At 62.1% G+C, this 24506-nt stretch carries 17 protein-coding genes, 1 tRNA gene, 3 rRNA genes and 1 other RNA gene; 8 read left to right on the forward strand and 14 right to left on the reverse strand.

The genetic code is table 11. The annotated features are described in order from the left end of the window. Positions 1–49: 49 nt before the first annotated feature. On the reverse strand, positions 50–1336 hold the full coding sequence (locus tag KKR91_RS01010; RefSeq protein ID WP_210226864.1) for an aspartate kinase: 1287 nt from the start codon (positions 1334–1336) through the stop codon (positions 50–52). 235 nt (positions 1337–1571) lie between these two features. On the opposite strand from KKR91_RS01010, the gene KKR91_RS01015 reads away from it, so the two are divergent. Beyond that, positions 1572–2516: an ABC transporter ATP-binding protein gene (locus KKR91_RS01015; protein WP_210226862.1), complete on the forward strand. Its 945-nt coding sequence runs from the start codon at positions 1572–1574 to the stop codon at positions 2514–2516. Next, positions 2513–3583, forward strand: coding sequence for an ABC transporter permease (locus KKR91_RS01020; RefSeq protein ID WP_210226860.1), 1071 nt, complete (start codon positions 2513–2515; stop codon positions 3581–3583). Before KKR91_RS01015 ends, KKR91_RS01020 begins: the two co-directional genes overlap by 4 nt. A 71-nt stretch (positions 3584–3654) precedes the next feature. Here the strand turns inward: KKR91_RS01020 and recR are convergent, their stop codons facing one another. From recR to KKR91_RS01040, 4 genes are all read right to left on the reverse strand, one after another. Further along, positions 3655–4251, reverse strand: coding sequence for a recombination mediator RecR (gene recR, locus KKR91_RS01025; RefSeq protein ID WP_152220441.1), 597 nt, complete (start codon positions 4249–4251; stop codon positions 3655–3657). Positions 4252–4336: 85 nt separating this feature from the next. Further along, on the reverse strand, positions 4337–7309 hold the full coding sequence (locus KKR91_RS01030; RefSeq protein ID WP_210226859.1) for a DNA polymerase III subunit gamma and tau: 2973 nt from the start codon (positions 7307–7309) through the stop codon (positions 4337–4339). A gap of 78 nt (positions 7310–7387) precedes the next feature. Next, an RNA gene (ffs, locus tag KKR91_RS01035) (signal recognition particle sRNA small type) lies at positions 7388–7483 on the reverse strand. A 7-nt stretch (positions 7484–7490) separates the two neighbouring features. Further along, positions 7491–8153: a GNAT family N-acetyltransferase gene (locus tag KKR91_RS01040; protein WP_237687441.1), complete on the reverse strand. Its 663-nt coding sequence runs from the start codon at positions 8151–8153 to the stop codon at positions 7491–7493. A gap of 724 nt (positions 8154–8877) precedes the next feature. On the opposite strand from KKR91_RS01040, the gene KKR91_RS01045 reads away from it, so the two are divergent. The 3 genes from KKR91_RS01045 (at position 8878) to rrf (ending at position 14457) form a co-directional block, all read left to right on the forward strand. After that, a 16S ribosomal RNA gene (locus KKR91_RS01045) occupies positions 8878–10404 on the forward strand. A gap of 495 nt (positions 10405–10899) precedes the next feature. Next, positions 10900–14064 (forward strand): 23S ribosomal RNA (locus tag KKR91_RS01050). Positions 14065–14340: 276 nt separating this feature from the next. After that, positions 14341–14457: ribosomal RNA gene (gene rrf, locus KKR91_RS01055) — 5S ribosomal RNA — on the forward strand. Together the 16S, 23S and 5S rRNA genes form the textbook arrangement of a ribosomal RNA operon. A gap of 127 nt (positions 14458–14584) precedes the next feature. Here rrf and KKR91_RS01060 read toward each other — a convergent pair. After that, positions 14585–15388 (reverse strand): hypothetical protein, encoded by an 804-nt coding sequence (locus tag KKR91_RS01060; protein WP_210231534.1) that lies wholly within the window; start codon positions 15386–15388, stop codon positions 14585–14587. A 156-nt stretch (positions 15389–15544) separates the two neighbouring features. On the opposite strand from KKR91_RS01060, the gene KKR91_RS01065 reads away from it, so the two are divergent. The 3 genes from KKR91_RS01065 (at position 15545) to KKR91_RS01075 (ending at position 17198) form a co-directional block, all read left to right on the forward strand. Then, positions 15545–15632: transfer RNA gene (locus tag KKR91_RS01065), tRNA-Ser, on the forward strand. 95 nt (positions 15633–15727) lie between these two features. After that, positions 15728–16891, forward strand: coding sequence for a tyrosine-type recombinase/integrase (locus tag KKR91_RS01070; protein WP_210231533.1), 1164 nt, complete (start codon positions 15728–15730; stop codon positions 16889–16891). 127 nt (positions 16892–17018) lie between these two features. Continuing rightward, positions 17019–17198, forward strand: coding sequence for a hypothetical protein (locus tag KKR91_RS01075; protein WP_210231532.1), 180 nt, complete (start codon positions 17019–17021; stop codon positions 17196–17198). 47 nt (positions 17199–17245) lie between these two features. Here KKR91_RS01075 and KKR91_RS01080 read toward each other — a convergent pair whose 3' ends face one another. The 8 genes from KKR91_RS01080 to KKR91_RS01115 all read right to left on the reverse strand — a co-directional run bounded on the left by KKR91_RS01080 (position 17246) and on the right by KKR91_RS01115 (position 24504). Further along, positions 17246–17506, reverse strand: a complete 261-nt coding sequence (locus KKR91_RS01080; RefSeq protein ID WP_210231531.1) for a holin — start codon at positions 17504–17506, stop codon at positions 17246–17248. Further along, a complete protein-coding gene (locus tag KKR91_RS01085; RefSeq protein WP_210231530.1) occupies positions 17506–18441 on the reverse strand; it encodes a M23 family metallopeptidase in 936 nt (311 codons plus the stop codon). Before KKR91_RS01085 ends, KKR91_RS01080 begins: the two co-directional genes overlap by 1 nt. 42 nt (positions 18442–18483) lie before the next feature. After that, positions 18484–18816, reverse strand: a complete 333-nt coding sequence (locus tag KKR91_RS01090; RefSeq protein WP_210231529.1) for a hypothetical protein — start codon at positions 18814–18816, stop codon at positions 18484–18486. After that, positions 18816–19262: a hypothetical protein gene (locus KKR91_RS01095; RefSeq protein ID WP_215057253.1), complete on the reverse strand. Its 447-nt coding sequence runs from the start codon at positions 19260–19262 to the stop codon at positions 18816–18818. Before KKR91_RS01095 ends, KKR91_RS01090 begins: the two co-directional genes overlap by 1 nt. A 243-nt stretch (positions 19263–19505) precedes the next feature. After that, positions 19506–19661 (reverse strand): hypothetical protein, encoded by a 156-nt coding sequence (locus tag KKR91_RS01100; protein WP_210231527.1) that lies wholly within the window; start codon positions 19659–19661, stop codon positions 19506–19508. A gap of 13 nt (positions 19662–19674) precedes the next feature. Further along, positions 19675–22266, reverse strand: coding sequence for a gp53-like domain-containing protein (locus KKR91_RS01105; protein ID WP_210231526.1), 2592 nt, complete (start codon positions 22264–22266; stop codon positions 19675–19677). Between the two features lie 115 nt (positions 22267–22381). Beyond that, positions 22382–23506, reverse strand: a complete 1125-nt coding sequence (locus KKR91_RS01110; protein ID WP_210231525.1) for a hypothetical protein — start codon at positions 23504–23506, stop codon at positions 22382–22384. Beyond that, on the reverse strand, positions 23503–24504 hold the full coding sequence (locus KKR91_RS01115) for a hypothetical protein (RefSeq protein ID WP_210231524.1): 1002 nt from the start codon (positions 24502–24504) through the stop codon (positions 23503–23505). The genes KKR91_RS01110 and KKR91_RS01115 overlap by 4 nt, the downstream gene beginning before the upstream one ends. Positions 24505–24506: the final 2 nt, after the last annotated feature.

The following is a 24506-nucleotide window of genomic DNA, read 5'->3' on the forward strand; positions in this document are numbered from 1 at the left end:
TGAGTCCTGGGCGCCGGAAACGGGCGCCGGAAACCAGCGCCCGAAGTCCTTAGCGCCCGGTGCCGCCGTACACGGTGGCCTCGGCGTCGCCGTCGAGCCCAAATGCCGCGTGCACGGCGCGAACTGCCGTGTCCAGGAGCTTGGCGTCGGTGACCACCGAGATGCGGATTTCCGAGGTGGAGATCATGTCGATGTTCACCCCGGCCTCGTGCAGCGCCAGGAAGAACCGGTGCGAAACGCCCGGATTGGAGCGCATGCCGGCGCCGATCAGCGACAGCTTGCCGATCTGCTCGTCGTAGTCGATGCTGTCGAAGCCCACGGTTTCCTTCGCGGCGTTCAACGCATCAATGGCATCCTTGCCGTCGATGATCGGCAGCGTGAAGGAGATGTCCGTCCGGCCCGATCCCTGGGTGGAGACGTTCTGGACGATCATGTCGATATTGGAGTTGGCGCCGGCCACGATGCCGAAGATCTCCGCAGCCTTGCCGGGAATGTCCGGCACGCCGATCACCGTGACCTTGGCTTCGGAGCGGTCGTGCGCAACGCCGGAAATGATGGGCTGTTCCAAGGGTTCTCCCTCTTGAATCTTGATTTTGTCGTCGGGACTGGGCAGCACCCAGGTCCCCTCGTTCTGGCTGAAGGAGGACCGCACGTGCAGCGGTACGCCAAAGCGGCGGGCGTATTCCACGCAGCGCAGGTGCAGGATCTTCGCGCCGGAGGCCGCCATTTCCAGCATTTCCTCGCTGGAGATGGTGTCGATCTTCTGCGCACTGGGAGCCACGCGGGGATCGGCCGTGTAGATGCCGTCAACGTCGGTGTAGATCTCGCAGACGTCGGCGCCGAGCGCGGCGGCGAGGGCGACGGCGGTGGTGTCCGAACCGCCCCGGCCCAGGGTGGTGATGTCGTGGCTGTCGCGGCTCATGCCCTGGAAGCCGGCGACGATGGCCACGTCGCCCTTTTCAATGGCGGTCTTGATCCGGTGCGGCGAGACATCAATGATGCGTGCCTTGCCGTGGATGGCGTCGGTGATCATGCCCGCCTGGCTGCCCGTGAAGGACTGCGCGGAACCGCCGAGCTCGTTGATGGCCATGGCCAGCAGGGCCATGGAGATGCGCTCACCGGCGCTGAGGAGCATATCCATTTCGCGGGCGTTGCCGCCGGAGGTGATCTGGCTGGCCAGGTCCAGCAGCTCGTCGGTGCTGTCGCCCATCGCGGAGACCACCACCACCACCTCGTTGCCGGCGGCATGGGTGTCCACAACACGCTTTGCGACGCGCTTAATGCCTTCGGCGTCCGAAACGGAGGAACCGCCGAATTTCTGCACAATCAGGCCCATGCGTACACGCTCTCTGAGTTCTTTCGGTTGCTGCCGGGCGACGTCCTTGGCGCAGTGGCATCTGATTTCATCCGGGTTTCTTCCCGGACAACGGGCCGCCTCAGCGGGCGGCCAACCCCCAAAAGTCTATAGCGCGGGCCTGTCGCTCCCGAAATGATTCGGACACATGCACTTAACGTCACGTCGGGTGAGTCTGTCCCGGCTGCCGCGGCGGAAGCCCCCTAGGGTGGGGCGCATGGCAAACGAGAGTACGACGGCGGCGGCAGGGGTGAGTGCGCTTGGCGTCCGGCGGCGCTTCGGTACGGTGGAAGCGGTCCGGGGGATGGATTTCACGGCGCCCGCCGGTGCCGTGACGGCGTTGATCGGGCCCAACGGCTCCGGGAAGACCACGCTGCTGCTGATGCTGGCATCGCTGCTGGCCCCCGATGCCGGCGAGGTGCGGATCGGCGGCCTGGACCCCGTGACGTATCCCGGCGAGGTCCGCCGCAGTGTCGGCTGGATGCCGGACACTTTGGGGATCTGGGATTCACTAACCGCCACCGAGATCCTCGTGACCATGGGAACGTTTTACGGCATGCCCCGGCCCCTCGCGCAGAGCCGGGCGGCCGAACTGCTGCACACGGTCCATCTGGGTGACCTGGCCGACAAGCCGTCCCGCGTGTTTTCCCGCGGCCAGCAGCAGCGGCTGAGCCTGGCGCGGGCACTGATCCACGATCCTGCAGTGCTCCTGCTGGACGAGCCCGCATCGGGGCTGGACCCGGGCTCCCGGGTTGACCTGCGGATGCTGCTGCGCCGGCTGGCCGATGAGGGGAAAACCGTGGTGGTTTCCTCGCACGTGCTCTCGGAACTGGACGAGATGGCGGACCGCGCCGTGTTTGTGGCCGGGGGAGAGACGGTGAAAGCCCAGTCGCTGGCCGACGCCGGAGAGCAGGCCCGCTGGTATACGATCCGGGCGCTGGACAGTGATTTGCTGCTGCACGGCATCACGTCCGCCGGGACGCCCTACCGGATGCAGGACGCCGAACGCCGGCCGGCGCTGCAGGTCCGGCTTGCCGGTGAAGATGCCGCAGCGGATCTGCTGCGCTCACTGGTCGGTGCCGGCGTCGCCGTGACCGCCTTCGCCCCCGCCGGCGGAGCCCTCGAAGAGACCTACATGAGTCTGGATACCGACCGCCGATGAGTACCGCGACTATGCCTTCCGCCGCCCCCGCACCGGCCGGGTTGGGAACACTGGCGGCCGTCCGGGCCGTTTTCTCCCTAGAAATGAAGCAGCGGCTGCGTTCTCGGGGCTGGTACATCCTGCTGGCCGTCTGGTTTGTGGTCATCGGAGTGGTTTCGGCGCTGACAGCGCTGAACTCCGCGACGGACGGGCCGCAGGGCCCGGTGCTCTACGAGCTGATCGTGGGCTTTGTCCTGTTTTTCGGGCTGCTGCTGGCACCGGCCCTGTCGGCGAACGCCATCAACGGAGACCGTTCCGCCGGCACGCTCGCCATCCTGCAGGTCACCCTGCTGCGGCCGGGCCAGATTCTGGCGGGCAAGTGGCTGGCCTCCTGGGTGGCGTCGCTGGGGTTCCTGGTGGCCAGTGTGCCGTTCCTCATCTGGGGCCTGGCCCTGGGTGGGGTGCGGCCGCTGTCCGCCGTCGTCGCCGTCGTGATGCTGGCCGTGGAGCTGGGCGTGGTGTGCGCCATCGGGGTGGGAGTATCAACGCTGGCCAACCGGCCGCTGTTCTCCATTGTGGTCACCTACATGCTGGTGGCCCTGCTGAGCCTGGGAACCCTGATCGGGTTCGGGCTGAGCCTGACCCTGGTGCAGGGGACCGTAAAAGCCAGCTCGATTGACTACAGGGATGAACTCACGGCCGATGAGGCTTTCTGGGTCTGCACCGGTGACGTGGTGGAAGTCCCGGCCGTGCATACCGAGCGGGTGGCCTGGCTCCTGGCGGCCAATCCGTTTGTCATCGTGGCCGACGCGATTCCACATTCGGAGTCTGATTCAAGTGAGGCCGGCTACCAGCCGACGGGCGTGATGCAGGGCATCAGCAGCCTGGTCCGGATGGCCCAGGCCGGGCCGGAGTATTCCCAGCCGTGCGTGGAGGGACAGCCGCAGACCGTAGAGCCGGCCACCTTCCCCATCTGGCCGCTGGGCCTGGTGATCCAGCTTGCGGTTGCCGGATTGCTGCTGGCGCTGGCCCGGCGCCGGCTGGTCACTCCGGTCCGCAGGCTGGCGGCCGGGACCCGGATCGCCTAGCGCCCGCTCCGGGACTGCGGTACGGGGCGCGGCGCCTGGTGGCGGAGCCGTGCCGCGCGGCGGGGTGAGGGCTAGGACATGCTCCGGCGGCCCTCGAAGGCGCGGCCCAGGGTGATCTCGTCCGCGTACTCAAGGTCTCCGCCCACCGGCAGTCCGGAGGCCAAGCGGGTGACGTTGATGCCCAGGGTCTTGAGCATCCGGGACAGGTATGTGGCGGTCGCTTCGCCCTCGAGGTTGGGGTCGGTGGCGATGATGATCTCGGAGATCTGCTCGTCCGAGAGCCGGCTCAGCAGTTCGCGGATGCGCAGCTGGTCCGGGCCGATGCCGGCAATCGGATTAATGGCCCCGCCCAGCACGTGGTACCGGCCGCGGAAGGAGCGGGTGCGCTCCACGGCAATGACGTCCTTGGACTCCTCGACCACGCAGATCATGGTGGGGTCGCGGCGGGTGTCACGGCAGATCGCGCAGGTTTCCTGCTCGGTGACGTTGCCGCAGATGCTGCAGAACTTGACCTTGTCCTTGACGGTGACGATCGAGGACGCGAGCTTCCGCATGTCGTCCGGATCGGCTTCCAGGATGTGGAACGCGATCCGCTGGGCCGACTTGGGACCGATGCCCGGGAGCCTGCCCAGTTCATCGATCAGTTCCTGAACGGCGCCTTCGTACACGTGACCTTCTCTGCTGGGGGTGGATCTCTTTGGGTGGATGCGCCGCCGCTAGGCGGCGCAGGTGTTACTGCTGGATCCGGCTGGCTCAGCGGCCGTCGACGCCGCGTTCCTCAATCAACCGGCCGCCGAGAATCCGCTCGATGGCTTTCCTGCCCACCAATCCTGAATCCTCGAGCGTGATGTCGTCGGCACTGGGGATGTCTTCGACCAAGTTTACGTTGCTGCGCACCGCTGACGGGTTCGCCGAGCCGCCGCGCTGCGCGGCTTCGTTCAGCAGTTTTTGATAGCGGCTCAGCGGCCGGCCATCGTTTCTGCCGGCCGCAGGGGACGCTGCTGTCTGCACGGGAGAAGCCGACGACGCCGCCTGGGTCTGCGGCTGGGCGTGCGGTGCCTGAGCCCCGGGACGGGAAGCAGGGGATGCTGCCTGTGCCTGTGCCGGGCGGGACGATGCTCCGGTTCCCGCCGGTGCCTGCGCGGGTGATCCCGCTGCAGAGTTGCCGCGGTTCTGCGTTCCCTGAGCCGCAGGCGAGGAGCCGGTTCCGGCCCAGTTGGTGGCAGCCCACTCGCTGTCCGAGAGATGACCGGCCGAGTAGACGTCCGTAGGCGGTTCGGCCTGTTCCCAGGCGTTGCTTTCGGGACCGCCGGCGTACGGATCCTCGGGAGGCTCCTGCTGCCAGTCCTCCGGCAGCGGTCCGGGCGCTGCGGATCCGCGGGCTGCTGCCTGGTTGCCCCGTGCGCCGGGATTCTGCTGCTGGTTTTGGCCGGACGGACGGGTTGCCCCGGGTGCCTGGCCGGCTGGCGAAGAGTTCTGGCTTCGGCGGCGGTTCAGCGCAGCTGCGGCGGCCGGTCCCGAGACCACGGCTGATGCACCACGTGCCTCAGGTGTGGTCGGTGCCGGAGCAGCATCCGGTGCCGAGACCGGTGCCGAAGCTGGAGCTGCAGCTTCAGGCGCCGGTGTCGGGGTAATAGTCGGTGCCGAGACCGGTGCCGGTGCTGAGACCGGTGCCGGTGCGGCCGAGGCAGCGGAAGCCGGAGCCGGAGCCGGCTCGGTGCTGGGCGGGGCAGGGTGTTGCTGGGACGGAGCCTGGACCTGTGCGGAAACCGGCGCCGGGGTTAGCCGGCTACCTGCTTTTGGGCCCGACTCACCCGCTGCCGCCGTGCTGTCGTGCACCACATTGACCTGACAGTCAACGCCGAGGATCTGGCTGATCGCCTTGCGCAGATTCTCCAGGTGGTCCGGACGGTTGAAGTTGGTGGCTGCTCCCGGGTTGCTGAAGGCCAGTTCCAGGATTCGTCCGTCGAAGGCCTTGGGGCTGGCGTTCTTGCTGACGTTCAACCAGGTGGCGCGCCGGATTCCGGTCAGAGCATCCATGATTTCCGGCCACGCCCTGCGGATCATCTCGATCTGTCCGCCCTGGGCAGGCTGTCCGCCGCCCTGGGCTTCCCGCGGTGCGGCAGGTGCTGCAGGTGCGTTTGTTGCGGCCGGAGCTCCCTGTGCCGCACCGACGGCAGGCGATGCTGCCGGCTGGCCTGCCCGGAGGTTGGCCTGCCGGTTGGCGTCCTGAGTGGCTGCATCCGGTGCCGAGGCGGCCGGGGTTGAGTCAGGTTGCGTTGCCGCGGCAGCGGAAGCGGAATTGGCGGAGGACCCGTTGGAGGCCTGCGGCTCCGGCGCGGTGGCCCAGGTGCCGCCCCAGTCCAGCGGTGACCCGCCGGCAGGTGTGGAGGCAGCTGCGGCCGGAGCCGGTTCGCTGTCGGGCCGGGAGGCTGCCGGGGCGGACGGTGCATCCGGAACCACAGCGGGTGCCTGCGGCGCCGTCGTCGTCCGTGCTGCCGGAATGGATTCCACCGGCGAGGAGGCTGCGGCAGCGCGGCCCACGGCCTCGGTGCTGTCTCCGGCGTAGCTCAGGCGCCGTTCGAGGCGGTCCACCCGTGCGGCCGTGCCGCGTTCGGTCTGGTCGGAGGCGGGCAGCAGGATCCGCGCGCACAACAGTTCCAGATGCAGGCGCGGCGAGGTGGCGCCGGTCATTTCCGTCAGCGCGGTGTTGGTGATGTCCGCGGCGCGAGAGAGTTCGGCGCCGCCGAGCTGCGTGGCCTGGGTGCCCATCCGGTTGATCTGGTCTTCGGGCATGCCGCGCAGTACCGCAGCGGCGCTTTCGGGCATCGCGTGCACGATGATCAGGTCGCGGAAGCGCTCCAGCAGGTCCTCGACGAACCGCCGCGGGTCCTGTCCGGTCTGGATGACGCGGTCAACGGCCCGGAAGACGGTGGCCGCATCGCCGGCAGCGAAGGCGTCAACGACGTCGTCGAGCAGTGAAATGGGGGTGTAACCGAGCAGATTGACGGCCAGCTCGTAGTCCAGGCCGGCGGGGCCGGCACCGGCCATCAGCTGGTCCAGGACCGAAAGTGAATCGCGGACGGAGCCGCCGCCGGCGCGGATCACCAGGGACAGCACACCGGGGGCCACGGGGACGTTTTCCTGCGCACAGAGCTTGTCCAGGTAGGCCAGCAGCGGCTCGGGCGGCACCAGCCGGAACGGATAGTGGTGGGTGCGGGAGCGGATGGTCCCGATCACCTTGTCCGGCTCGGTGGTGGCGAAGATGAACTTGATGTGCTCCGGCGGCTCTTCGACGATCTTCAGCAGCGCGTTGAAGCCTGCCGAGGTCACCATGTGGGCCTCGTCAATGATGAAGATCTTGTAGCGGTCGCGGACCGGGGCGAAGGTGGCCCGTTCACGCAGGTCGCGGGCGTCGTCGACACCACCGTGGCTGGCGGCGTCGATCTCGATCACATCGAGGCTGCCGGATCCGTTGCGGGCCAGTTCCACGCAGCTGTCGCACTTGCCGCAGGGAACCGGGGTGGGGCCCTCGGCGCAGTTCAGGCAGCGGGCCAGGATGCGGGCGGACGTGGTTTTGCCGCAGCCGCGGGGTCCGGAGAAGAGATAGGCGTGATTCACGCGGTTTTTGGAGAGGGCCGCCATCAGCGGCTCAGTGACGTGCTCCTGCCCGATCACATCCGCGAAGCTCTCGGGACGGTAGCGGCGGTAAAGGGCTGTACTCACAGATAGAACCCTATCGGTTGGCACTGACGGTTTGCATCCCGACGCCAGGGGCGGGGAAAACCAGCTGGTCCTGAAAAAATTAAAGACCCCTCATGCACCTGCCAGAGCCCGCTTACCCTTGCTACCTTCCGGTCCTGGGGGAGTTCACAGGATGACACCACATGAGGGGCCGCGAATCAGTCTACCCGATTTTTGGACCGGTTTTGCGGGGCGCCTCTCCCGGGGTCCGGAGGGCTGTGCCGGCGGTCCAGGCATAGCGGTACATGTCCCGCCACTGGGTGCCGACTTTCTGCCAGGCCGGCAGCAGCACGTCCCTTGTATAGCCGGCATTTTCGGCGGCACGCCACGATCCCTTGTTCCACGGCTCTATATACAGTTCAATCCGCGGCATCTGCTGGACGGTCACCGCCCACTCGGTCAGCAGTGCCAGGGCCGCGCCGGCATACCCGCGCTTCCGGTGTTCCGGGCCGATCCAGTAGCCAATGGTGTCCGGGTTTCCGGTGCGGCGCAGCGACTGCCCGGGCCACAGTCCGATCTGCCCCACACCGGTGCCGGTTTCAGCGTCCGCGATCGCGAAGGACCACCCTTCGCCGCTGCGCGCCCGCTGGTGCTGGCGTTCGATGTACGCCAGGGCCTCCGCACGGCCGGGCGTGGAGGGAACGCTGGTGATCAGGGGGATAAGGGGATCCTGGGCAGCGGATTGCACCAGCACGACGTCGGCGGGGCAGAAGGGGCGGAGCGTCACCCGGGTGCCGGTGGGCCGAGGAGTGGAAACGGGAGGGGAAGTGGAAAGAGGGCCCGTGAGGACGGGCAGCTCAAGGGGACCGATCGTTCGCCGCACCACGGGCATGGGCCTCCTTCCTGTGTTCCAGTCCTCGTCATGTCCTGCACTATCCTGCCTGAGGCAATACAGGCAGTCATCTCTACAGGCCCTCTATATACAGACCTCCTATATGCAGACCCCCTATATACACGCAGTGGTTGCCGCTCCAAAGGTGCGGCTCCCTCCATGGATGCAGTGCCCCTTGCAGCTCCCTATATAGGAGGGGTTATAGGGGCCCGATAGGGGGCATCCGGAGGCCCAGCGGGGCGATTTGCGGCTGGGCCCAAACCTGTGTAGAGTCTTCTAAGTCGCCGCGGCCGGGAGTTGAGAAACTCCTGAGAGCATGGCGGCCAAACCCCACCAAAAACATCCTGGTGATCCACCCTGCGCCTCACGGCCCGGGAGCGGAAAGCCGGGGATTTTGCGTGGGATCATCCGGACAAAATGAAGCAGACTTCGGGAATATCCCGAATTGCCAAATACGGTCCGGATGGAATAGAATAAAGAAACACTGCAGCGAAGAGAAAAGAAAAACAAGTAATTGTTTTCTCCGAGTATTTCGTATGCATCTGTTGTTTGAGAACTCAATAGTGTGCCAAGTTTATTGATACCAATTTATTTTAATTGGTTGAACTGGTTCTTCCGCCCACCCCGTGGGTGGGAAGGACTTTTTTAGCTGGTTTCGAATTTAGTGCAGGACCGTGCAGCCAATTTTCCTTGGCTCCGGTGCTGTGTCTGTAACACATTTACGGAGAGTTTGATCCTGGCTCAGGATGAACGCTGGCGGCGTGCTTAACACATGCAAGTCGAACGATGACTTTTGTGCTTGCACAAAATGATTAGTGGCGAACGGGTGAGTAACACGTGAGTAACCTGCCCTTAACTTCGGGATAAGCCTGGGAAACCGGGTCTAATACCGGATACAACGGACCACCGCATGGCGGTCCGTGGAAAGCTTTATGCGGTTTTGGATGGACTCGCGGCCTATCAGCTAGTTGGTTGGGGTAATGGCCCACCAAGGCGACGACGGGTAGCCGGCCTGAGAGGGTGACCGGCCACACTGGGACTGAGACACGGCCCAGACTCCTACGGGAGGCAGCAGTGGGGAATATTGCACAATGGGCGAAAGCCTGATGCAGCGACGCCGCGTGAGGGACGAAGGCCTTCGGTTGTAAACCTCTTTCAGTAGGGAAGAAGCGAAAGTGACGGTACCTGCAGAAGAAGCGCCGGCTAACTACGTGCCAGCAGCCGCGGTAATACGTAGGGCGCAAGCGTTATCCGGAATTATTGGGCGTAAAGAGCTCGTAGGCGGTTTGTCGCGTCTGCTGTGAAAGCCCGGGGCTCAACCCCGGGTCTGCAGTGGGTACGGGCAGACTAGAGTGATGTAGGGGAGACTGGAATTCCTGGTGTAGCGGTGAAATGCGCAGATATCAGGAGGAACACCGATGGCGAAGGCAGGTCTCTGGGCATTAACTGACGCTGAGGAGCGAAAGCATGGGGAGCGAACAGGATTAGATACCCTGGTAGTCCATGCCGTAAACGTTGGGCACTAGGTGTGGGGGACATTCCACGTTTTCCGCGCCGTAGCTAACGCATTAAGTGCCCCGCCTGGGGAGTACGGCCGCAAGGCTAAAACTCAAAGGAATTGACGGGGGCCCGCACAAGCGGCGGAGCATGCGGATTAATTCGATGCAACGCGAAGAACCTTACCAAGACTTGACATGAACCGGAAAGGCCTGGAAACAGGTCCCCCACTTGTGGCCGGTTTACAGGTGGTGCATGGTTGTCGTCAGCTCGTGTCGTGAGATGTTGGGTTAAGTCCCGCAACGAGCGCAACCCTCGTTCTATGTTGCCAGCGCGTTATGGCGGGGACTCATAGGAGACTGCCGGGGTCAACTCGGAGGAAGGTGGGGACGACGTCAAATCATCATGCCCCTTATGTCTTGGGCTTCACGCATGCTACAATGGCCGGTACAAAGGGTTGCGATACTGTGAGGTGGAGCTAATCCCAAAAAGCCGGTCTCAGTTCGGATTGAGGTCTGCAACTCGACCTCATGAAGTTGGAGTCGCTAGTAATCGCAGATCAGCAACGCTGCGGTGAATACGTTCCCGGGCCTTGTACACACCGCCCGTCAAGTCACGAAAGTTGGTAACACCCGAAGCCGGTGGCCTAACCCCTTGTGGGAGGGAGCCGTCGAAGGTGGGACCGGCGATTGGGACTAAGTCGTAACAAGGTAGCCGTACCGGAAGGTGCGGCTGGATCACCTCCTTTCTAAGGAGCACCTCAAGGTCTGCGTCCTTCCACAGTGTTGGATGTGGTTCTTGCAGGAGATGCCCATATCGGAGACATATGTTCTCCGGTGGGTGCTCAAGGGTGGAATATCAATAAGCAGGTGCCCGGCGTTGAGCCTGGCAGCATCAGTACGTTTCATCCTTCGGGGTGGGACTGGAAAACGCTGCCGGTGTCTCGAGTACCGGGTTTTTCCGTTTGGCACACTGTTGGGTCCTGAGACAACAGGACCGAAGAATTCAAACCTTTACAGGTCTGGAGGGACACGGTTTCGTGTTGTTTCTGATTGTTCCTGCGCAGGTCCAAGACTTCCACGGTGAATACGTGGTGGTGGCGGGGTGCGACGGGGTTGTTGTTTGAGAACTACATAGTGGACGCGAGCATCTTAAATTATTAAGTGCAATTTCAGATAAACCTGGTGACCGGTTTTACCGGTTTCCATGGTTTTCTCGATAGCGATAATATATTGATCTTTGTGGTCAAGTTTTTAAGGGCACACGGTGGATGCCTTGGCATCAGGAGCCGAAGAAGGACGTAGGAATCTGCGATAAGCCTGGGGGAGTTGATAACCGAGCGTTGATCCCAGGATGTCCGAATGGGGAAACCCCGCCCGGCGCGCGAGTGACCGGGTGACCCGCATCTGAACACATAGGGTGCGTGGAGGGAACGTGGGGAAGTGAAACATCTCAGTACCCACAGGAAGAGAAAACAACAGTGATTCCGTTAGTAGTGGCGAGCGAACGCGGAAGAGGCTAAACCAGTGGTGTGTGATAGCCGGCGGGCGTTGCATCACTGGGGTTGCGGGACTTTCCGTACCGATTCTGCCGGATTGGTGAAGTGAGTGCAGATGCATAGGTGAACTGGTTTGAAAGCCAGGCCGTAGAGGGTGTTAGCCCCGTAACCGGAATGTATGCTGCCGCTGGAGAGGATCCCAAGTAGCACGGGGCCCGAGAAATCCCGTGCGAATCTGCCAGGACCACCTGGTAAGCCTAAATACTCCCTGATGACCGATAGCGGACAAGTACCGTGAGGGAAAGGTGAAAAGTACCCCGGGAGGGGAGTGAAACAGTACCTGAAACCGTGTGCCTACAATCCGTTGGAGCAGGGCAGTGCCACTTGTGGTGCTGTGCTTGTGACAGCGTGCCTTTTGAAGAATGAGCCTGCGAGTTAGTGTTACGTCGCGAGGTTAACCCGTGAGGGGAAGCCGTAGCGAAAGCGAGTCTGAATAGGGCGATGCAGTGGCGTGATCTAGACCCGAAGCGGAGTGATCTACCCATGGCCAGGTTGAAGCGCGTGTAAGAGCGCGTGGAGGACCGAACCCACTTCAGTTGAAAATGGAGGGGATGAGCTGTGGGTAGGGGTGAAAGGCCAATCAAACTCCGTGATAGCTGGTTCTCCCCGAAATGCATTTAGGTGCAGCGTTGCGTGTTTCTTACCGGAGGTAGAGCTACTGGATGGCTAATGGGCCCTACAAGGTTACTGACGTCAGCCAAACTCCGAATGCCGGTAAGTCAGAGCGCAGCAGTGAGACTGTGGGGGATAAGCTTCATAGTCGAGAGGGAAACAGCCCAGACCACCAACTAAGGCCCCTAAGCGTGTGCTAAGTGGGAAAGGATGTGGAGTTGCGAAGACAACCAGGAGGTTGGCTTAGAAGCAGCCATCCTTGAAAGAGTGCGTAATAGCTCACTGGTCAAGTGATTCCGCGCCGACAATGTAGCGGGGCTCAAGTACACCGCCGAAGTTGTGGCATTCAAATATTAGCCAAGCGGATGGTTTATCCATTTTCGTTCAAGCGTTTGGATGGGTAGGGGAGCGTCGTGTGGGCAGTGAAGTCGCGGTGTAAACCAGCGGTGGAGCCTACACGAGTGAGAATGCAGGCATGAGTAGCGAAAGACGGGTGAGAAACCCGTCCGCCGAATGATCAAGGGTTCCAGGGTCAAGCTAATCTGCCCTGGGTAAGTCGGGACCTAAGGCGAGGCCGACAGGCGTAGTCGATGGACAACGGGTTGATATTCCCGTACCGGCGAAAAACCGCCAATACCAAGCGGGGGATACTAACCGCCCAATACCTGACCGGCCGCCCTTGTGGCGACCCGGTTTTTGGTGGAGCGCGGGACCTGATCCTGGGAGGTAAGCGTATTAACAGGTGTGACGCAGGAAGGTAGCCGGGCCGGGCGATGGTTGTCCTGGTCTAAGGATGTAGGGTCAGCGATAGGTAAATCCGTTGCTGTGTCTTTGATGACGATACCTGAGATCTGATGGGACCCACTTTGGTGGGAATCCGGTGATCCTATGCTGCCTAGAAAAGCATCGGCGCGAGGTTTTAGCCGCCCGTACCCCAAACCGACACAGGTGATCAGGTAGAGAATACTAAGGCGATCGAGAGAATTATGGTTAAGGAACTCGGCAAAATGCCCCCGTAACTTCGGGAGAAGGGGGGCCCCAACCTTGAAGGACACAAGCTGTCCGGAGGGGATCAGGGCCGCAGAGACCAGGGGGAAGCGACTGTTTACTAAAAACACAGGTCCGTGCGAAGTCGCAAGACGATGTATACGGACTGACTCCTGCCCGGTGCTGGAAGGTTAAGAGGACCGGTTAGCCCTTACGGGCGAAGCTGGGAATTTAAGCCCCAGTAAACGGCGGTGGTAACTATAACCATCCTAAGGTAGCGAAATTCCTTGTCGGGTAAGTTCCGACCTGCACGAATGGAGTAACGACTTCCCCGCTGTCTCAACCATAAACTCGGCGAAATTGCAGTACGAGTAAAGATGCTCGTTACGCGCAGCAGGACGGAAAGACCCCGAGACCTTTACTATAGTTTGGTATTGATATTCGGTGTGGCTTGTGTAGGATAGGTGGGAGACTGTGAGACCCGGACGCCAGTTCGGGTGGAGTCATCGTTGAAATACCACTCTGGTCATACTGGATATCTAACTTCGGCCCGTAATCCGGGTCAGGGACAGTGCCTGATGGGTAGTTTAACTGGGGCGGTTGCCTCCTAAAGAGTAACGGAGGCGCCCAAAGGTTCCCTCAGCCTGGTTGGCAATCAGGTGGCGAGTGTAAGTGCACAAGGGAGCTTGACTGTGAGAGAGACATCTCAAGCAGGGACGAAAGTCGGGACTAGTGATCCGGCGGTACATTGTGGAATGGCCGTCGCTCAACGGATAAAAGGTACCTCGGGGATAACAGGCTGATCTTGCCCAAGAGTCCATATCGACGGCATGGTTTGGCACCTCGATGTCGGCTCGTCGCATCCTGGGGCTGGAGTAGGTCCCAAGGGTTGGGCTGTTCGCCCATTAAAGCGGTACGCGAGCTGGGTTTAGAACGTCGTGAGACAGTTCGGTCCCTATCCGCTGCGCGCGCAGGAAATTTGAGAAGGGCTGTCCTTAGTACGAGAGGACCGGGACGGACGAACCTCTGGTGTGTCAGTTGTACTGCCAAGTGCACCGCTGATTAGCTACGTTCGGATGGGATAACCGCTGAAAGCATCTAAGCGGGAAGCCCGCTTCGAGATGAGATTTCCATACACCTTGTGTGTGAGAGGCCCCCAGCCAGACCACTGGGTTGATAGGCCGGATGTGGAAGCGGGGACTAAAGACCCGTGAAGCTGACCGGTACTAATAGGCCGATAACTTACACCACAACCTCACCTGGACGGACACGACTTCAAACGGTCCGTCAAAGTATAAAGGGTGTTGTTAGATCATGTGCTGCTTGCGTCCACTATGTGGTTCCCGGATAACAAACCCGTGTGGTTTGTCACCGTGGAACCGGTATCAACCGTCTCTTAACAGGGACGTGCGTGCCGTATAATTACAGTTATATATTGCATCGAAACACTACGCGTGTTTTTGTTGTGACCATTGATTTCCCCTCACCCTGGGGTTTGTTTGCCGGGGTGGTGCGGGGTGGAAGGGTTACGGCGGTCATAGCGTGGGGGAAACGCCCGGTCCCATTCCGAACCCGGAAGCTAAGACCCACAGCGCCGATGGTACTGCATCCGGGAGGATGTGGGAGAGTAGGTCACCGCCGGACATATTTTATGTTCAGAGGCTGAGGTCCGTACCAGTGATGGTACGGACCTCAGCTGTTTAATCCGGTATTAATGCCACGGATATTGGAAGGCCCGCCCCTTACCCAGGGGCGGGCTTTCTTTTTGTCCTTACAGCTGCGGTTCCTGGGTGCCAGGGAGCACTCCGGACCAGGTGCCTCCGCGGCTGGAGTCGGGGAAGACCGTGAGTTTTCTCGCGGTATCGCCCGCGGTGCCGGCGGGGACGTAGTAGGCCAGCAGGTCAGGGATGTTGGGGTCATGGGGGGTGTAGAGCCCTGGAGCCAGCGCCACGACCCGGCCGTCCACCAGCCGGCCGTCGTACCAGGCGGCAACGCGGTAATCCAGGGAAGCGGCGTCCACCACCAGCGGGTATCCCGGGTAGGCGGGGACGACGCGGGCTATTGTTCCCGGAAAAACGGTATAGGTGGCTGCAGTTTCGCTGGCCTCGTACGGGGCGCAGCGGCTCAGCAGCCCCGAGACGGCACCCTTCCAGATATCGACATTGAAGTTCCAGGCGGAACCCGGGTCAGCGGCTTGTCCTGCGACGCTCTCCAGCGGCGAGACGAGCCCTTCCAGCAGCAGGGCCAGGGTGTGCGGGGCAGTGGCGGCTATGCCGTCAAGCTCCTCCTGGAGCACGCGGGCGTCGTCGGCGGTTCCCTGGAAGCCACTGGTTCCGCCACCGAACTGCACGCGGTGGATGGCGTTGTAGAGCGGGCCTTTGCCGTCGGTCTCGAGGAGCTTGAGGCAGGTGGCTTCCTCCGTGTCCTGCGCCGCCGTTTCGGCGCTCGGCGCTGCAGCGGACGGCGCGGCAGGTGCCGGTGCGGAGGCCGAGGAGCTGCCGGACTCCACAGCTTCGGCGCTGCAGCCGGTCACCAGCATCAGGGCGATGGCAGGAATGGCGGCAGTTTTTCTCATGGTTCCCCCGGAAAGCGTAGACAGTGGTCCCACCCTAGCGGGCGGGGCGGCCGCCCGGACGGTCATCGGGAGGGTGGCGTTTTCGCAGATGCCTCCCGATTCGGCAATCGGGCCATTGTCCGGTAGTCTTGTATCTGCTCTTGACGAGCAAAGCCTGGAGGATTCGCCTAGCGGCCTATGGCGCACGCCTGGAACGCGTGTTGGGTTAACGCCCTCGGGGGTTCAAATCCCCCATCCTCCGCCAAATTGGCCCCTACATCTAGCCGATGTAGGGGCCTTTTCTTTGCCATGTTGACGGATCACCCGGTTTTGTTGACGAGAATCCGTTAAGCTGACCGCATGGCAAGCATCAGAGAGCGGCGCAGAGCGGACGGCAGCACCACATTCGCCGTGCTTTGGCGTGACGCTGACACCGGAAAACAGACCTCCTACCAACTCCCGAACCAACCCGAGGCCGAACGCTTCAAGCGGCTGGTTGAGGCGAACGGCAACTCGCTCTCCGCAGTTGAGGGCCTGCTGCAGCAAATCCAAGTCGAGGGCCCAAGCGTTGCCGAGAACCTGGTCCGGCATGTCGAGCTGCTGACCAGTGCCGGCCCGGACCAGATCAAGCGGTACGGCGCCGCGATCAGTAACCACTTCAACGGCAAGTTCGGTGCGCTGCCGGTTGGTTCGATCACGCACATTGACCTTGTGCAGTGGATCCGCACCATGCAGGGCAAGGGGCTATCGGCTAAGACCATTGCGAACCATCACGGCCTACTGTCTGCGTCATTCGAGACAGCCGTGCGTGCAGGGTGGCGCAAAGACAACCCGTGCAAGGGTGTGAAGCTGCCCAAGGATGCGTCCACTGAGGAGAAGATGCGGCCCATGACGGCTGAGGAGTCATGGAAGGTGACGCAGGCCATGCCGGAGCGTTACCGGGGGTTTGTGGCGTTCCTGCGGGCTACCGGTGCACGCTTCGGTGAGGCAACAGCGGTACGCGGGGGAGACTTCAACTTCGAGGGCGACACTGTCACGGTGCGGATCGAACGGGCATGGAAGCGTGACGGGGACAACCGGTTCTATATTGGCCCGCCTAAGACCAGGAAGTCACGCCGCAGTATCAGTCTTCCGCCGTCATTGGTGACGGAAATCCTGCCCCTTATAGAGAAGGCAGGCGAGGCGGGCTATGTCTTCACGACGTCGTACGGCGGACCCATCAGGCACTCCACGTTCCATGAGTTCTGGGCTAAGGCGTTGGATAGTCTCGGCTATGACGAGGGTGCGGGTAATCGGCCGCGGATCCACGACCTGCGGCACACTCACGCGGCCTTGATGTTGGCCGGCGGACTGTCCATCTATGAGCTGTCACGACGGCTGGGGCATGAGTCGATCAACACGACCATCGACCGATACAGTGACCTGCTGCCAGATGCCCACTTCCGCGGGGCCGAGGTTGCAGCTAAGGCGTTGGAGTGGGAGCCGGAGACGAAACCCCTAGTGCTTGAAGCAGCCTTGGCTTAGCCACCACTCCGGGGGTCGTGCGGTTGCATCTATTAATCGTATTCGGGCGGTGTTACGGTAGGCAGATTAAAACCCCGCGGGTGCTGTAACACCCCGGGGCCATGACCGAACTGTTGAGGAGTTCGATATGAGTAAGAGTAGCAACCCTGCCGCCCGTCTGTTTCATGCGGTGGTGGCCTTCGATTGGTACATGTACGCGGTGCTGCTGGTGCTGTCCGCGATCATGATTACGGTCGGGATGATCTTCGGCCTCATGCTGGCCGCTGACATGCCTGCCATGAGCCCATACTTCCCGATGAACGCTTGACCACTTAACGACAAATCGCGCCCCGCTCGTTTGAGCGGGGCGCTTTGTCATGTTCGGCGTTTACCGGTGCCGTCCGGGATGCTCAGTGTTTCGGCGGTCGAAGCTGACGGGGAGCCGTCCGTGATCGCCCCGGTGCCGATGGACGTCAGCACGGAGATGACCGCGGCGAGACCGGCAACGGAGCCGACAGTCACCCAGTCCACGGTGAGCAGTCCGAGGCCATCACCGACGAGCAAGGCTGCGGCGGACTGTGCCAGGGTTTTGATGCCACGTTCAAAGGTGGCCTTCCAGAATGCGAGAGTGAACATTAGGACTCCTTCACGTTGATGTTGACCTGCAGTTGGTCCGCGACGCTCTGTGCGGTGACGCTGGACTGTGCCTCACTGACGGCCTTTGCCAGGTTCTCGGGGCTCGTGTTCTGCACGGCCTTACCCGCATTGCCGGCCGCGGCCTTTGCATTGGTTGCTGACCAGACGATGTAGTCCGCGATGGTGTACGACTTCTTCGGGTCGGAGGGGTCGGGGATGCGGGTGGCGAGGATGCCCGACGTCAGCTTCACGTTCTGATCCAGTGCGGCCACCAGCTTGGACAGCACCGCGCCCTGCTGGTCCTGCTTCCGGTCGATGCTGTTGATGATCTCGTTGAGGCTGGCCTTCTTGCCGTCGATGGTGTCGAGTATTCGCTCGCTGAAACTGGGCATGTCGTCCTCTTCCTGTGCTGGGGTGGTGGAGCCTTTGCCGCCGGTTCCGAGCACCGGGACAGTGTTGATGGTCTTGAAGTAGTCGAGCGGGTTCACGCGGCCGTAGAACGTGCCGGGAGGATAAACCCCTTCCGCGTAGTCGATGAAGGCTTCCCAGTGGACGTGTGGGCCGGAGCTGTTGCCGGTACTGCCCACCCGGCCGATGAACTGGCCGGATTTCACGAACTGGCCGGGCGCCACGGCGATCTCCAGTTGATGGGAGATGCTGGTCTGGAGCGACGTGTGCGGGCCGGCGGGCTGCAGGATGGTGCACCCACCCGAGGCCCGGCTACCGGCCAGTTGCTCCCAGGTGTTGCCGGGTGGGAAGGGGTCGAAACTGGCCCACACAACGAACGCATCACACGGCGCGTAAATGGGGGTGCCTGCGGCGGCCGCTATATCCAACCCCGCGTGGGGGTTCACTTCCCAGGTGTTGCGGTTGCCGTAGTCCTGGCTTATCCACCCCGGGGGCATATCCACGGGGAAGCGATCAAAGACGGTCATGGCCCTCCTAGGGGCGTAAAGGGAAGCCCCGGAGTGCGGGGCTTAGAGGTGGATGCCGCTCGGCGGCGGCAGGGGAATCTCGTCCTCATGCCCGTGACGGCGAACGATTGCGAGGAGCCGGTAACAGAAGTTGATGAGCGCGTTGTTGTGATCGCGGACAGCGCGAACCTCATCCTCAGTGGATTTGACCCGCACCTCTAGGTCATCAATGCGTCCGTTCAGCTTGTCGATGAGCCCGTCACGGTCGGCGATGGTGTCGCGCCGTGCGGCCTGCTGTTCAGCTGGGCCTCGCGCTTTCTTGCCGATGAGGGTAGCGACTGCACCGGAGAGGAGAACGCCGAGCGTGCTGATGCCCGCAACCAGGATGCCGTCCATCAGAGACCTTCTTCCGTGCGGATGGCCGCCCGGCGAACACCGTCCCTTACGATCAACACGCGTCCCACAAGTGCTGCGGTGAGCGCGTAGGCCATAGCGATCTGCGCGCCCCGGATGGTGCCGCCGCCGTCTGCGACCAGCCCGGCTTGCAGGATGCCGTAGCACACGGGCCCGCCAAGGAATAGCCAGATGCCCGCGATTTCGATCTGCCGGCCGGAGTATCGGAAGCGGCGAGGCTGTGCGGCGAGGATGAGCCCGGTCAGCGAGACGACGAAGCCCACGACGGTGAATCCGCACCAGAGGTAGAGGAAGAATCCGTCCGTGCCGTGGGGTCGGACCGGATTAGCGGAGAAGTAAAAGATCGGCCAAATGATACCGAGTGCGATCTTGAAGTTGACGAAAGCCCAGTCAACAGGGGTGAGGTGGTGCAGGATTCGCTTAGCCACGAGGCACCAACGGATCATTTATGTTCCTTCTGAGTCGTGGCGGAATTGGCTTAACCGCCCGGCTTGTGGTGTTAATGGGCATATCGACACTCCTGTTTGAGACTCGGGTGTTGGTCGCGCCCCCGGCCTGTTGACGCAGGTGCGGGGGTTCGCGCTATCGGGGCGGCCATTTGAACCGCCCCGATAGTGGGTACAAAAAAAGCACCCCGAAAGGTGCCTGGTGCGTACTGGCCTGCTAGACGGTTATTCGGAGGCGGCTGTTTCCGGGAGTGCCATGTTGCGGGTGATGTCGAGGGCGAGTTCCCGGGCGGCCTCGATCTGTTCGGGATTCGCGTCCACAGCTTCTGCGATGGTTGAGGATCCATCGTTTTCGCGGATGTCGATTCGCACAATAGCCATTTTATGAGCCTCCTTAGTAACCGATTGCTCGGTATGAATAGGTGATTGCTTTGTTTCCGTTACCGGGCTGGACTGCACGGCAGTTGGTTTTTGAGAGAGCAGTGGTGCCATTGACAACGGGGATGACCGCGCCGCCTGAGTTGGGGACCATGAAGATTGCGACGCAGGCGGTGGGGAATGCGCCAGTGGGGAAGGTGATGGTGAACTCGCCTTGCGCGTTCGTGGTCGCTGATCCGTTGGCGATGAGTTCGATAGGCTGCTGATCGGCTGGAATGTTCGGGGTGACGGTCTTCATCACCTGGCCGCCGTTCACCTTCACATTGCCGAGGAGGTTCACGGCGGCTGGGGGGCCGCCAAGAAAACCTATATTGCCGATGGTTATAAGATTGCCGTCGATTGCAAAGGGTGTCGGGAATGAGCCGAGAGTGACCTTATGGGCAAACGCGACAACCGTCCCGGCCTGCAGCTGTAGTGAGCGGCCGTCTGGGCTGTTGATCCCCGGCGCGTTCCAGGGGTCATACTCGCCAGTGTCGAAAATCAGCGATGGGTTCGCAACCGATTCCTGTCCCGTAATGTCCCGTACCACAGCCTGCAGGCTGGCATTGATGGTACGGGGGACCGCCTCAGTCGTCTTCCCCGTGGACGTGATGGAGCCGGTCATTTCGAGGCCACTGGAGTCAGCCTTCAGATACTGGACGTTATCAGCGCCCCACCCGTGCAGCCCTGTTTCGGAGATTTGGATCCGCGCACCACTGGCTGCGGTGCGGATCGTTGCCCCGGTGAGGATACTGTTCGCCCCGTCGAAACGCAGCGTCTCCTTCCCGGTGCTGTCATAGGCGAAAAGTCCGGCATCGGTCATCTTCACGCCGCGGCTGGCGGCCGTATTGGTCTCGATGCTCGCACCAATCACGCGCAGGCCCTGGAAGAACCCGTCCACGATCAGCGACGGCGTTATTATCTGGCGCACCATAATGGAACCAGCTTTTATGAATGAAATGCCCTTCCCTCCGAGGACGCTAATCTCAGGACAGATCCAGTAGCAGTCAGCAGGGATTGTCGCCACGAGCTTCACACTGGTCGATCCGACCGGGACGGTTACCGTCTTTGTCGGGTTAGCGTAGGCCTGCCCGTCCAGTGTCCGGCCCACGAATTTGGCGACGCTTGCAACCTTCCAGGCGTCCGTGTCGAAGGACAGCTCCCACGCCTCCCCTGGCTGGACTGAGATCCAGTTCTTGTAGTCGGTGGTGTTCTGCGGTTCACCCATCGGACGGTAGTAAGTGGTGGTCGTCGTACCCGGATCTAGTCCCAGGTTGGCCCCCGACTTGTAAACACGGCAGGTGGACGCATCATTCTGCCGGGTAATAAACCCTGGCTGCATAAACATGGGGTCCGGGTACATGTTGCCCGGGTGCCCGATGAAGACCTGAGACGCGTTTAACTTGCGTGTGCTGAAGATGTCCGCGAACAGTCGGTCCGCCACAGCCGTCCCGATGGAGGCGGTGCCCGCCGTCAACTGGTCGGTGCTCAGATCGATAAACTGGCCCACCCCGGAAGCTATCCGCTGCGCGGTAAGTGTATTCAGGGCAGAGTTGCCAGTCACTGTAAGGTTGCCGATGTCGGCCTTCTGGATACTAGCCGTGGCCGTGGCCATCTTCTCCGCCACAGCCGTGATGAACGTACCCGTACCGGCGGAGAGCTTGCCGATGTCCAGGTTGGAGACCATATCGCTGGTGACCTTCTGTGGGGTCCAGGCCAAGGTGCCTGCGCCGTTCTTGGTGTACCTCCATTCCGCGATCACGTCGCCCGTTGCACTTGCCGTCTTGCGCCAGGTGTCCCCCTCCCGGGCGGTGCCGGAGGGGTTAGTGGTGCCGTAGAGGACGCGGGAGCCACTGCCTGCCATTGTGAGGGCTGAGTTTGCGTTTGCCAGGGCGGTTCCCGCTGTCCCCTCGGCTTCGGAAATGCGCTGGGGGAAGGTTACATTCAGCAGGTGGTCAGCGTCGTCCAGCCTGCCCTTGGCTTGAGAAAGCTCCGCGTTCAGGGCGGGCAGGGTGGTGTCCTGCAGCTCAGTAACCGCACCCCGCAGGGCCAGCTGCACGACGGCGTTTTCCGCCAGCGCCTTGTTCAATGCCTCGTCCGCGGCGGCGAACTCCTCCCGCAGGGCGTCCACATCCACATCCGCACCAACGGGCGGGGTGACCACAGCGCTGGCCTCAGCCGACTGAGCAGACCGCTTGCCCGAAGCCGAGCGAGCCACTAGCACCGCGTACCAAGTGCCCTCATCGAGCATCGCCGGACGGGTGCCGCCACGGGGTGACTCGATGGTGTCAATCAGAGTGTCCGCCGTATCCGCACTGAACCCTGACGTCCGGGAAGCATGGAGCTCAACCCGCGTAAAGTCCATCGGCGCCGGAATGGTGATGTCCTGGACGCCGGCATCATTCACGAACGTGCCATCCCAGCCAATGTTCAAGCTGAGACCACCAGTTACCAGCGGCGCATTGGGGACGGGCGGCACAGGCCCGGACACGACGACAGCACCGTGCGTGCCGTCATACTGCTTGCCGATGACAGAAACCAGATTCCCATCACCGTCATACTCATCCACGGACCCATTCTCAATCGAGGAGTACGCCAGTTGCGGGGTGCGAGACAACCCCTTCACTTGGCTCTTGAGCACCGACAACTCACGGGCCAGCCGGTCAATAGGAGAGACCATTACCTCACGTCACTTTCTCGACCCTCGCAACCGTCAGGGTGCACTTATTCAGGTCAGGTTCGGTCTTCATGGAAAGGATGCGCACCCACAAGCTCAGGCCGGAAGACCAGCCATCACGGGTGTCGATCCTGATTTCGTCACCCACACTGAAAGAACCCAGTGCGGCGTGTGGGTGCTCGCGCACCACCAGCTCATCAATGTCAGCATCGCCAAGGCGCGCCTTCACTTCGGAGGCCGCCACTTTCTGGGCTGCCTGCTTCGTGGTAAGGCTCTTGTCTTCCACCACCACGGCGCGGTGCAACCTACCCGAGACTGTGGACTCAGTGCCGCGGATCATCTTCCGGCCCTCACCAGCACCCAAGACGATGGCCTCGGATGCGTACGCATCACCGGAATACTCGATCTTGGGGACCACGAACACGTTCTCTCCGACCATGAACCGTAGGTCATCGCGTCGGCGGCCAAGTGTCGGGTAGCCCAACTTCATCCGGTGGCTGATTGTCTCCCCGGACCATGCATGGACTACCTGGTAATCGAAGGGGGTGGAGGCGGCGAGGCTGTCGAACTCGCCCCCCATGTCGTGGGTTGACCACCAATTCAGAACATACGGGCCCGAGTCGAAAGCAACATCCTCCCCAGTGCCTGTAGTGAACTCCGTGGACTTCTCCGCCGTACCAATACGCACCGTGGATGCAGTGGAATCAAGAACCATCCCCAGATTCCCGCCGCGAGCCTTCTGCTTATGCGCCCACAGCTCGCGGGCCATCGCCAGTGGATCAACCCCAACCTTGGATAGATCCCCGGTGTACGGCTGGCCCTGCAGGTATCCACTGAACCCAACACAGTCCAGAGATAGCCGTGGCCCATCCTCGCTCAGGTCAGCCAGGATGGCGCCGCCGCGAATATGCCCGTCCTTCTCGGCATAGATAGCAGTGGACCACGGCAGGAATACTGGATCCCCATCCACGGTCTGCAGCCGGGCAATCTCCGGGCTGATATTGCCCGCGATGCCACCCGGCCCAGACAGATCATCCACAATCGCTGCGCCCTGCAATGGCACATCCCATGACAGGAATACCTCCGTCCCGTCACCATTCAGGCGGGTGGCAATGTAGCGCCAACCACTCACGCCACACCCGAATCTGCCCGTTCCAGAAACCGCACCTTCAGCTTGTATCCCGACCGACCATCCATCCTGGGATAAGCTGCCCCCTGGCGGCTAGCCTTCATCAGGAAAGACACATTCTGGCCCCGCAGCTCCTCGGGTATAGCCACCTCGTCCGCCAGTTCCCAGTTGTTGCGGGAGAAATCCCCGGCTACCTGATCCCAGTGGTATACCCGGGTGCTGTACTTGAGCTTCTCGGGCCTGACCACCGGCCCGAAGTCCACCCAGTAGTCCCCGAATCCGTCTGTGTTGGCGGGCTGCATCCGGACTGCAATCCAGGTGGCCTCAATCTGCATCCGAGTTGCCCACTCCGGGATCAGGAGTGTATTCCCGGACTGGTTGGCTCCCTGGGCATAGAACGGGTACGGCTGACCGTCAGAGGTGGCACCATTGAGCTGGTCGAACCCGGCGGCGGGAACGTCCGACCCCTGGAGCGGGCGGGGGATGATGACCTGCTTCTCGCGGGGGTTCGCAATGTCGCGGATGTCGGCAATCATCGCCTGCGTGATCGTCGCCGTGTTCGCGGGCTGGGTGATCTTCGCCAGCGGCACGAACGGGTACGCCAGATTGGTGATGCTCGACACCAAGACAGCTCGCACGTACGGACCATCCACAACATTTGTCGGAGCCTGCCCGCCGAACTCCGGATCATCCACGCGCAGGATCAGGTAGCGGGTCGCCCCACCGGATGAACCCGTGGCGGGCACAGCGACATCCGTGGCCGACGCGTTACGCGCCGTATACGACTGGTTAGCCGCGCCCGGGTAGCGGTTCAGTATCGCCGCACCGCCGGGCATGATCCGCACAGCAGCCCCCGGCGTCGGCAGGGCGGTGACCCTCAGGTCACTAGGCGAAATAACCCCCGTCGCGCCGCTCGTGGCCGCGTAAGCCAACATTCGCGCAACCGCAGGCGAGTGCTCAGCACCGCCGCCGATGAACCAAGGTACAGAATCCAATGCCATGA

The organism is Arthrobacter jiangjiafuii (genome assembly GCF_018622995.1).
GTDB classification, from domain to species: domain Bacteria; phylum Actinomycetota; class Actinomycetes; order Actinomycetales; family Micrococcaceae; genus Arthrobacter_B; species Arthrobacter_B jiangjiafuii.

What these genes read in the sequence shown, in the direction of transcription:
- KKR91_RS01015 (WP_210226862.1), top strand. Translation starts at nt 1,572, where the DNA reads ATGGCAAACGAGAGTACGACGGCGGCGGCAGGGGTGAGTGCGCTTGGC.
- KKR91_RS01070 (WP_210231533.1), top strand. Translation starts at nt 15,728, where the DNA reads ATGGCAAGCATCAGAGAGCGGCGCAGAGCGGACGGCAGCACCACATTC.
- KKR91_RS01115 (WP_210231524.1), bottom strand. Translation starts at nt 24,504, where the DNA reads ATGGCATTGGATTCTGTACCTTGGTTCATCGGCGGCGGTGCTGAGCAC.
- KKR91_RS01020 (WP_210226860.1), top strand. Translation starts at nt 2,513, where the DNA reads ATGAGTACCGCGACTATGCCTTCCGCCGCCCCCGCACCGGCCGGGTTG.
- KKR91_RS01080 (WP_210231531.1), bottom strand. Translation starts at nt 17,506, where the DNA reads ATGTTCACTCTCGCATTCTGGAAGGCCACCTTTGAACGTGGCATCAAA.
- KKR91_RS01100 (WP_210231527.1), bottom strand. Translation starts at nt 19,661, where the DNA reads ATGGCTATTGTGCGAATCGACATCCGCGAAAACGATGGATCCTCAACC.
- KKR91_RS01075 (WP_210231532.1), top strand. Translation starts at nt 17,019, where the DNA reads ATGAGTAAGAGTAGCAACCCTGCCGCCCGTCTGTTTCATGCGGTGGTG.
- KKR91_RS01010 (WP_210226864.1), bottom strand. Translation starts at nt 1,336, where the DNA reads ATGGGCCTGATTGTGCAGAAATTCGGCGGTTCCTCCGTTTCGGACGCC.
- KKR91_RS01060 (WP_210231534.1), bottom strand. Translation starts at nt 15,388, where the DNA reads ATGAGAAAAACTGCCGCCATTCCTGCCATCGCCCTGATGCTGGTGACC.
- KKR91_RS01090 (WP_210231529.1), bottom strand. Translation starts at nt 18,816, where the DNA reads ATGGACGGCATCCTGGTTGCGGGCATCAGCACGCTCGGCGTTCTCCTC.
- KKR91_RS01085 (WP_210231530.1), bottom strand. Translation starts at nt 18,441, where the DNA reads ATGACCGTCTTTGATCGCTTCCCCGTGGATATGCCCCCGGGGTGGATA.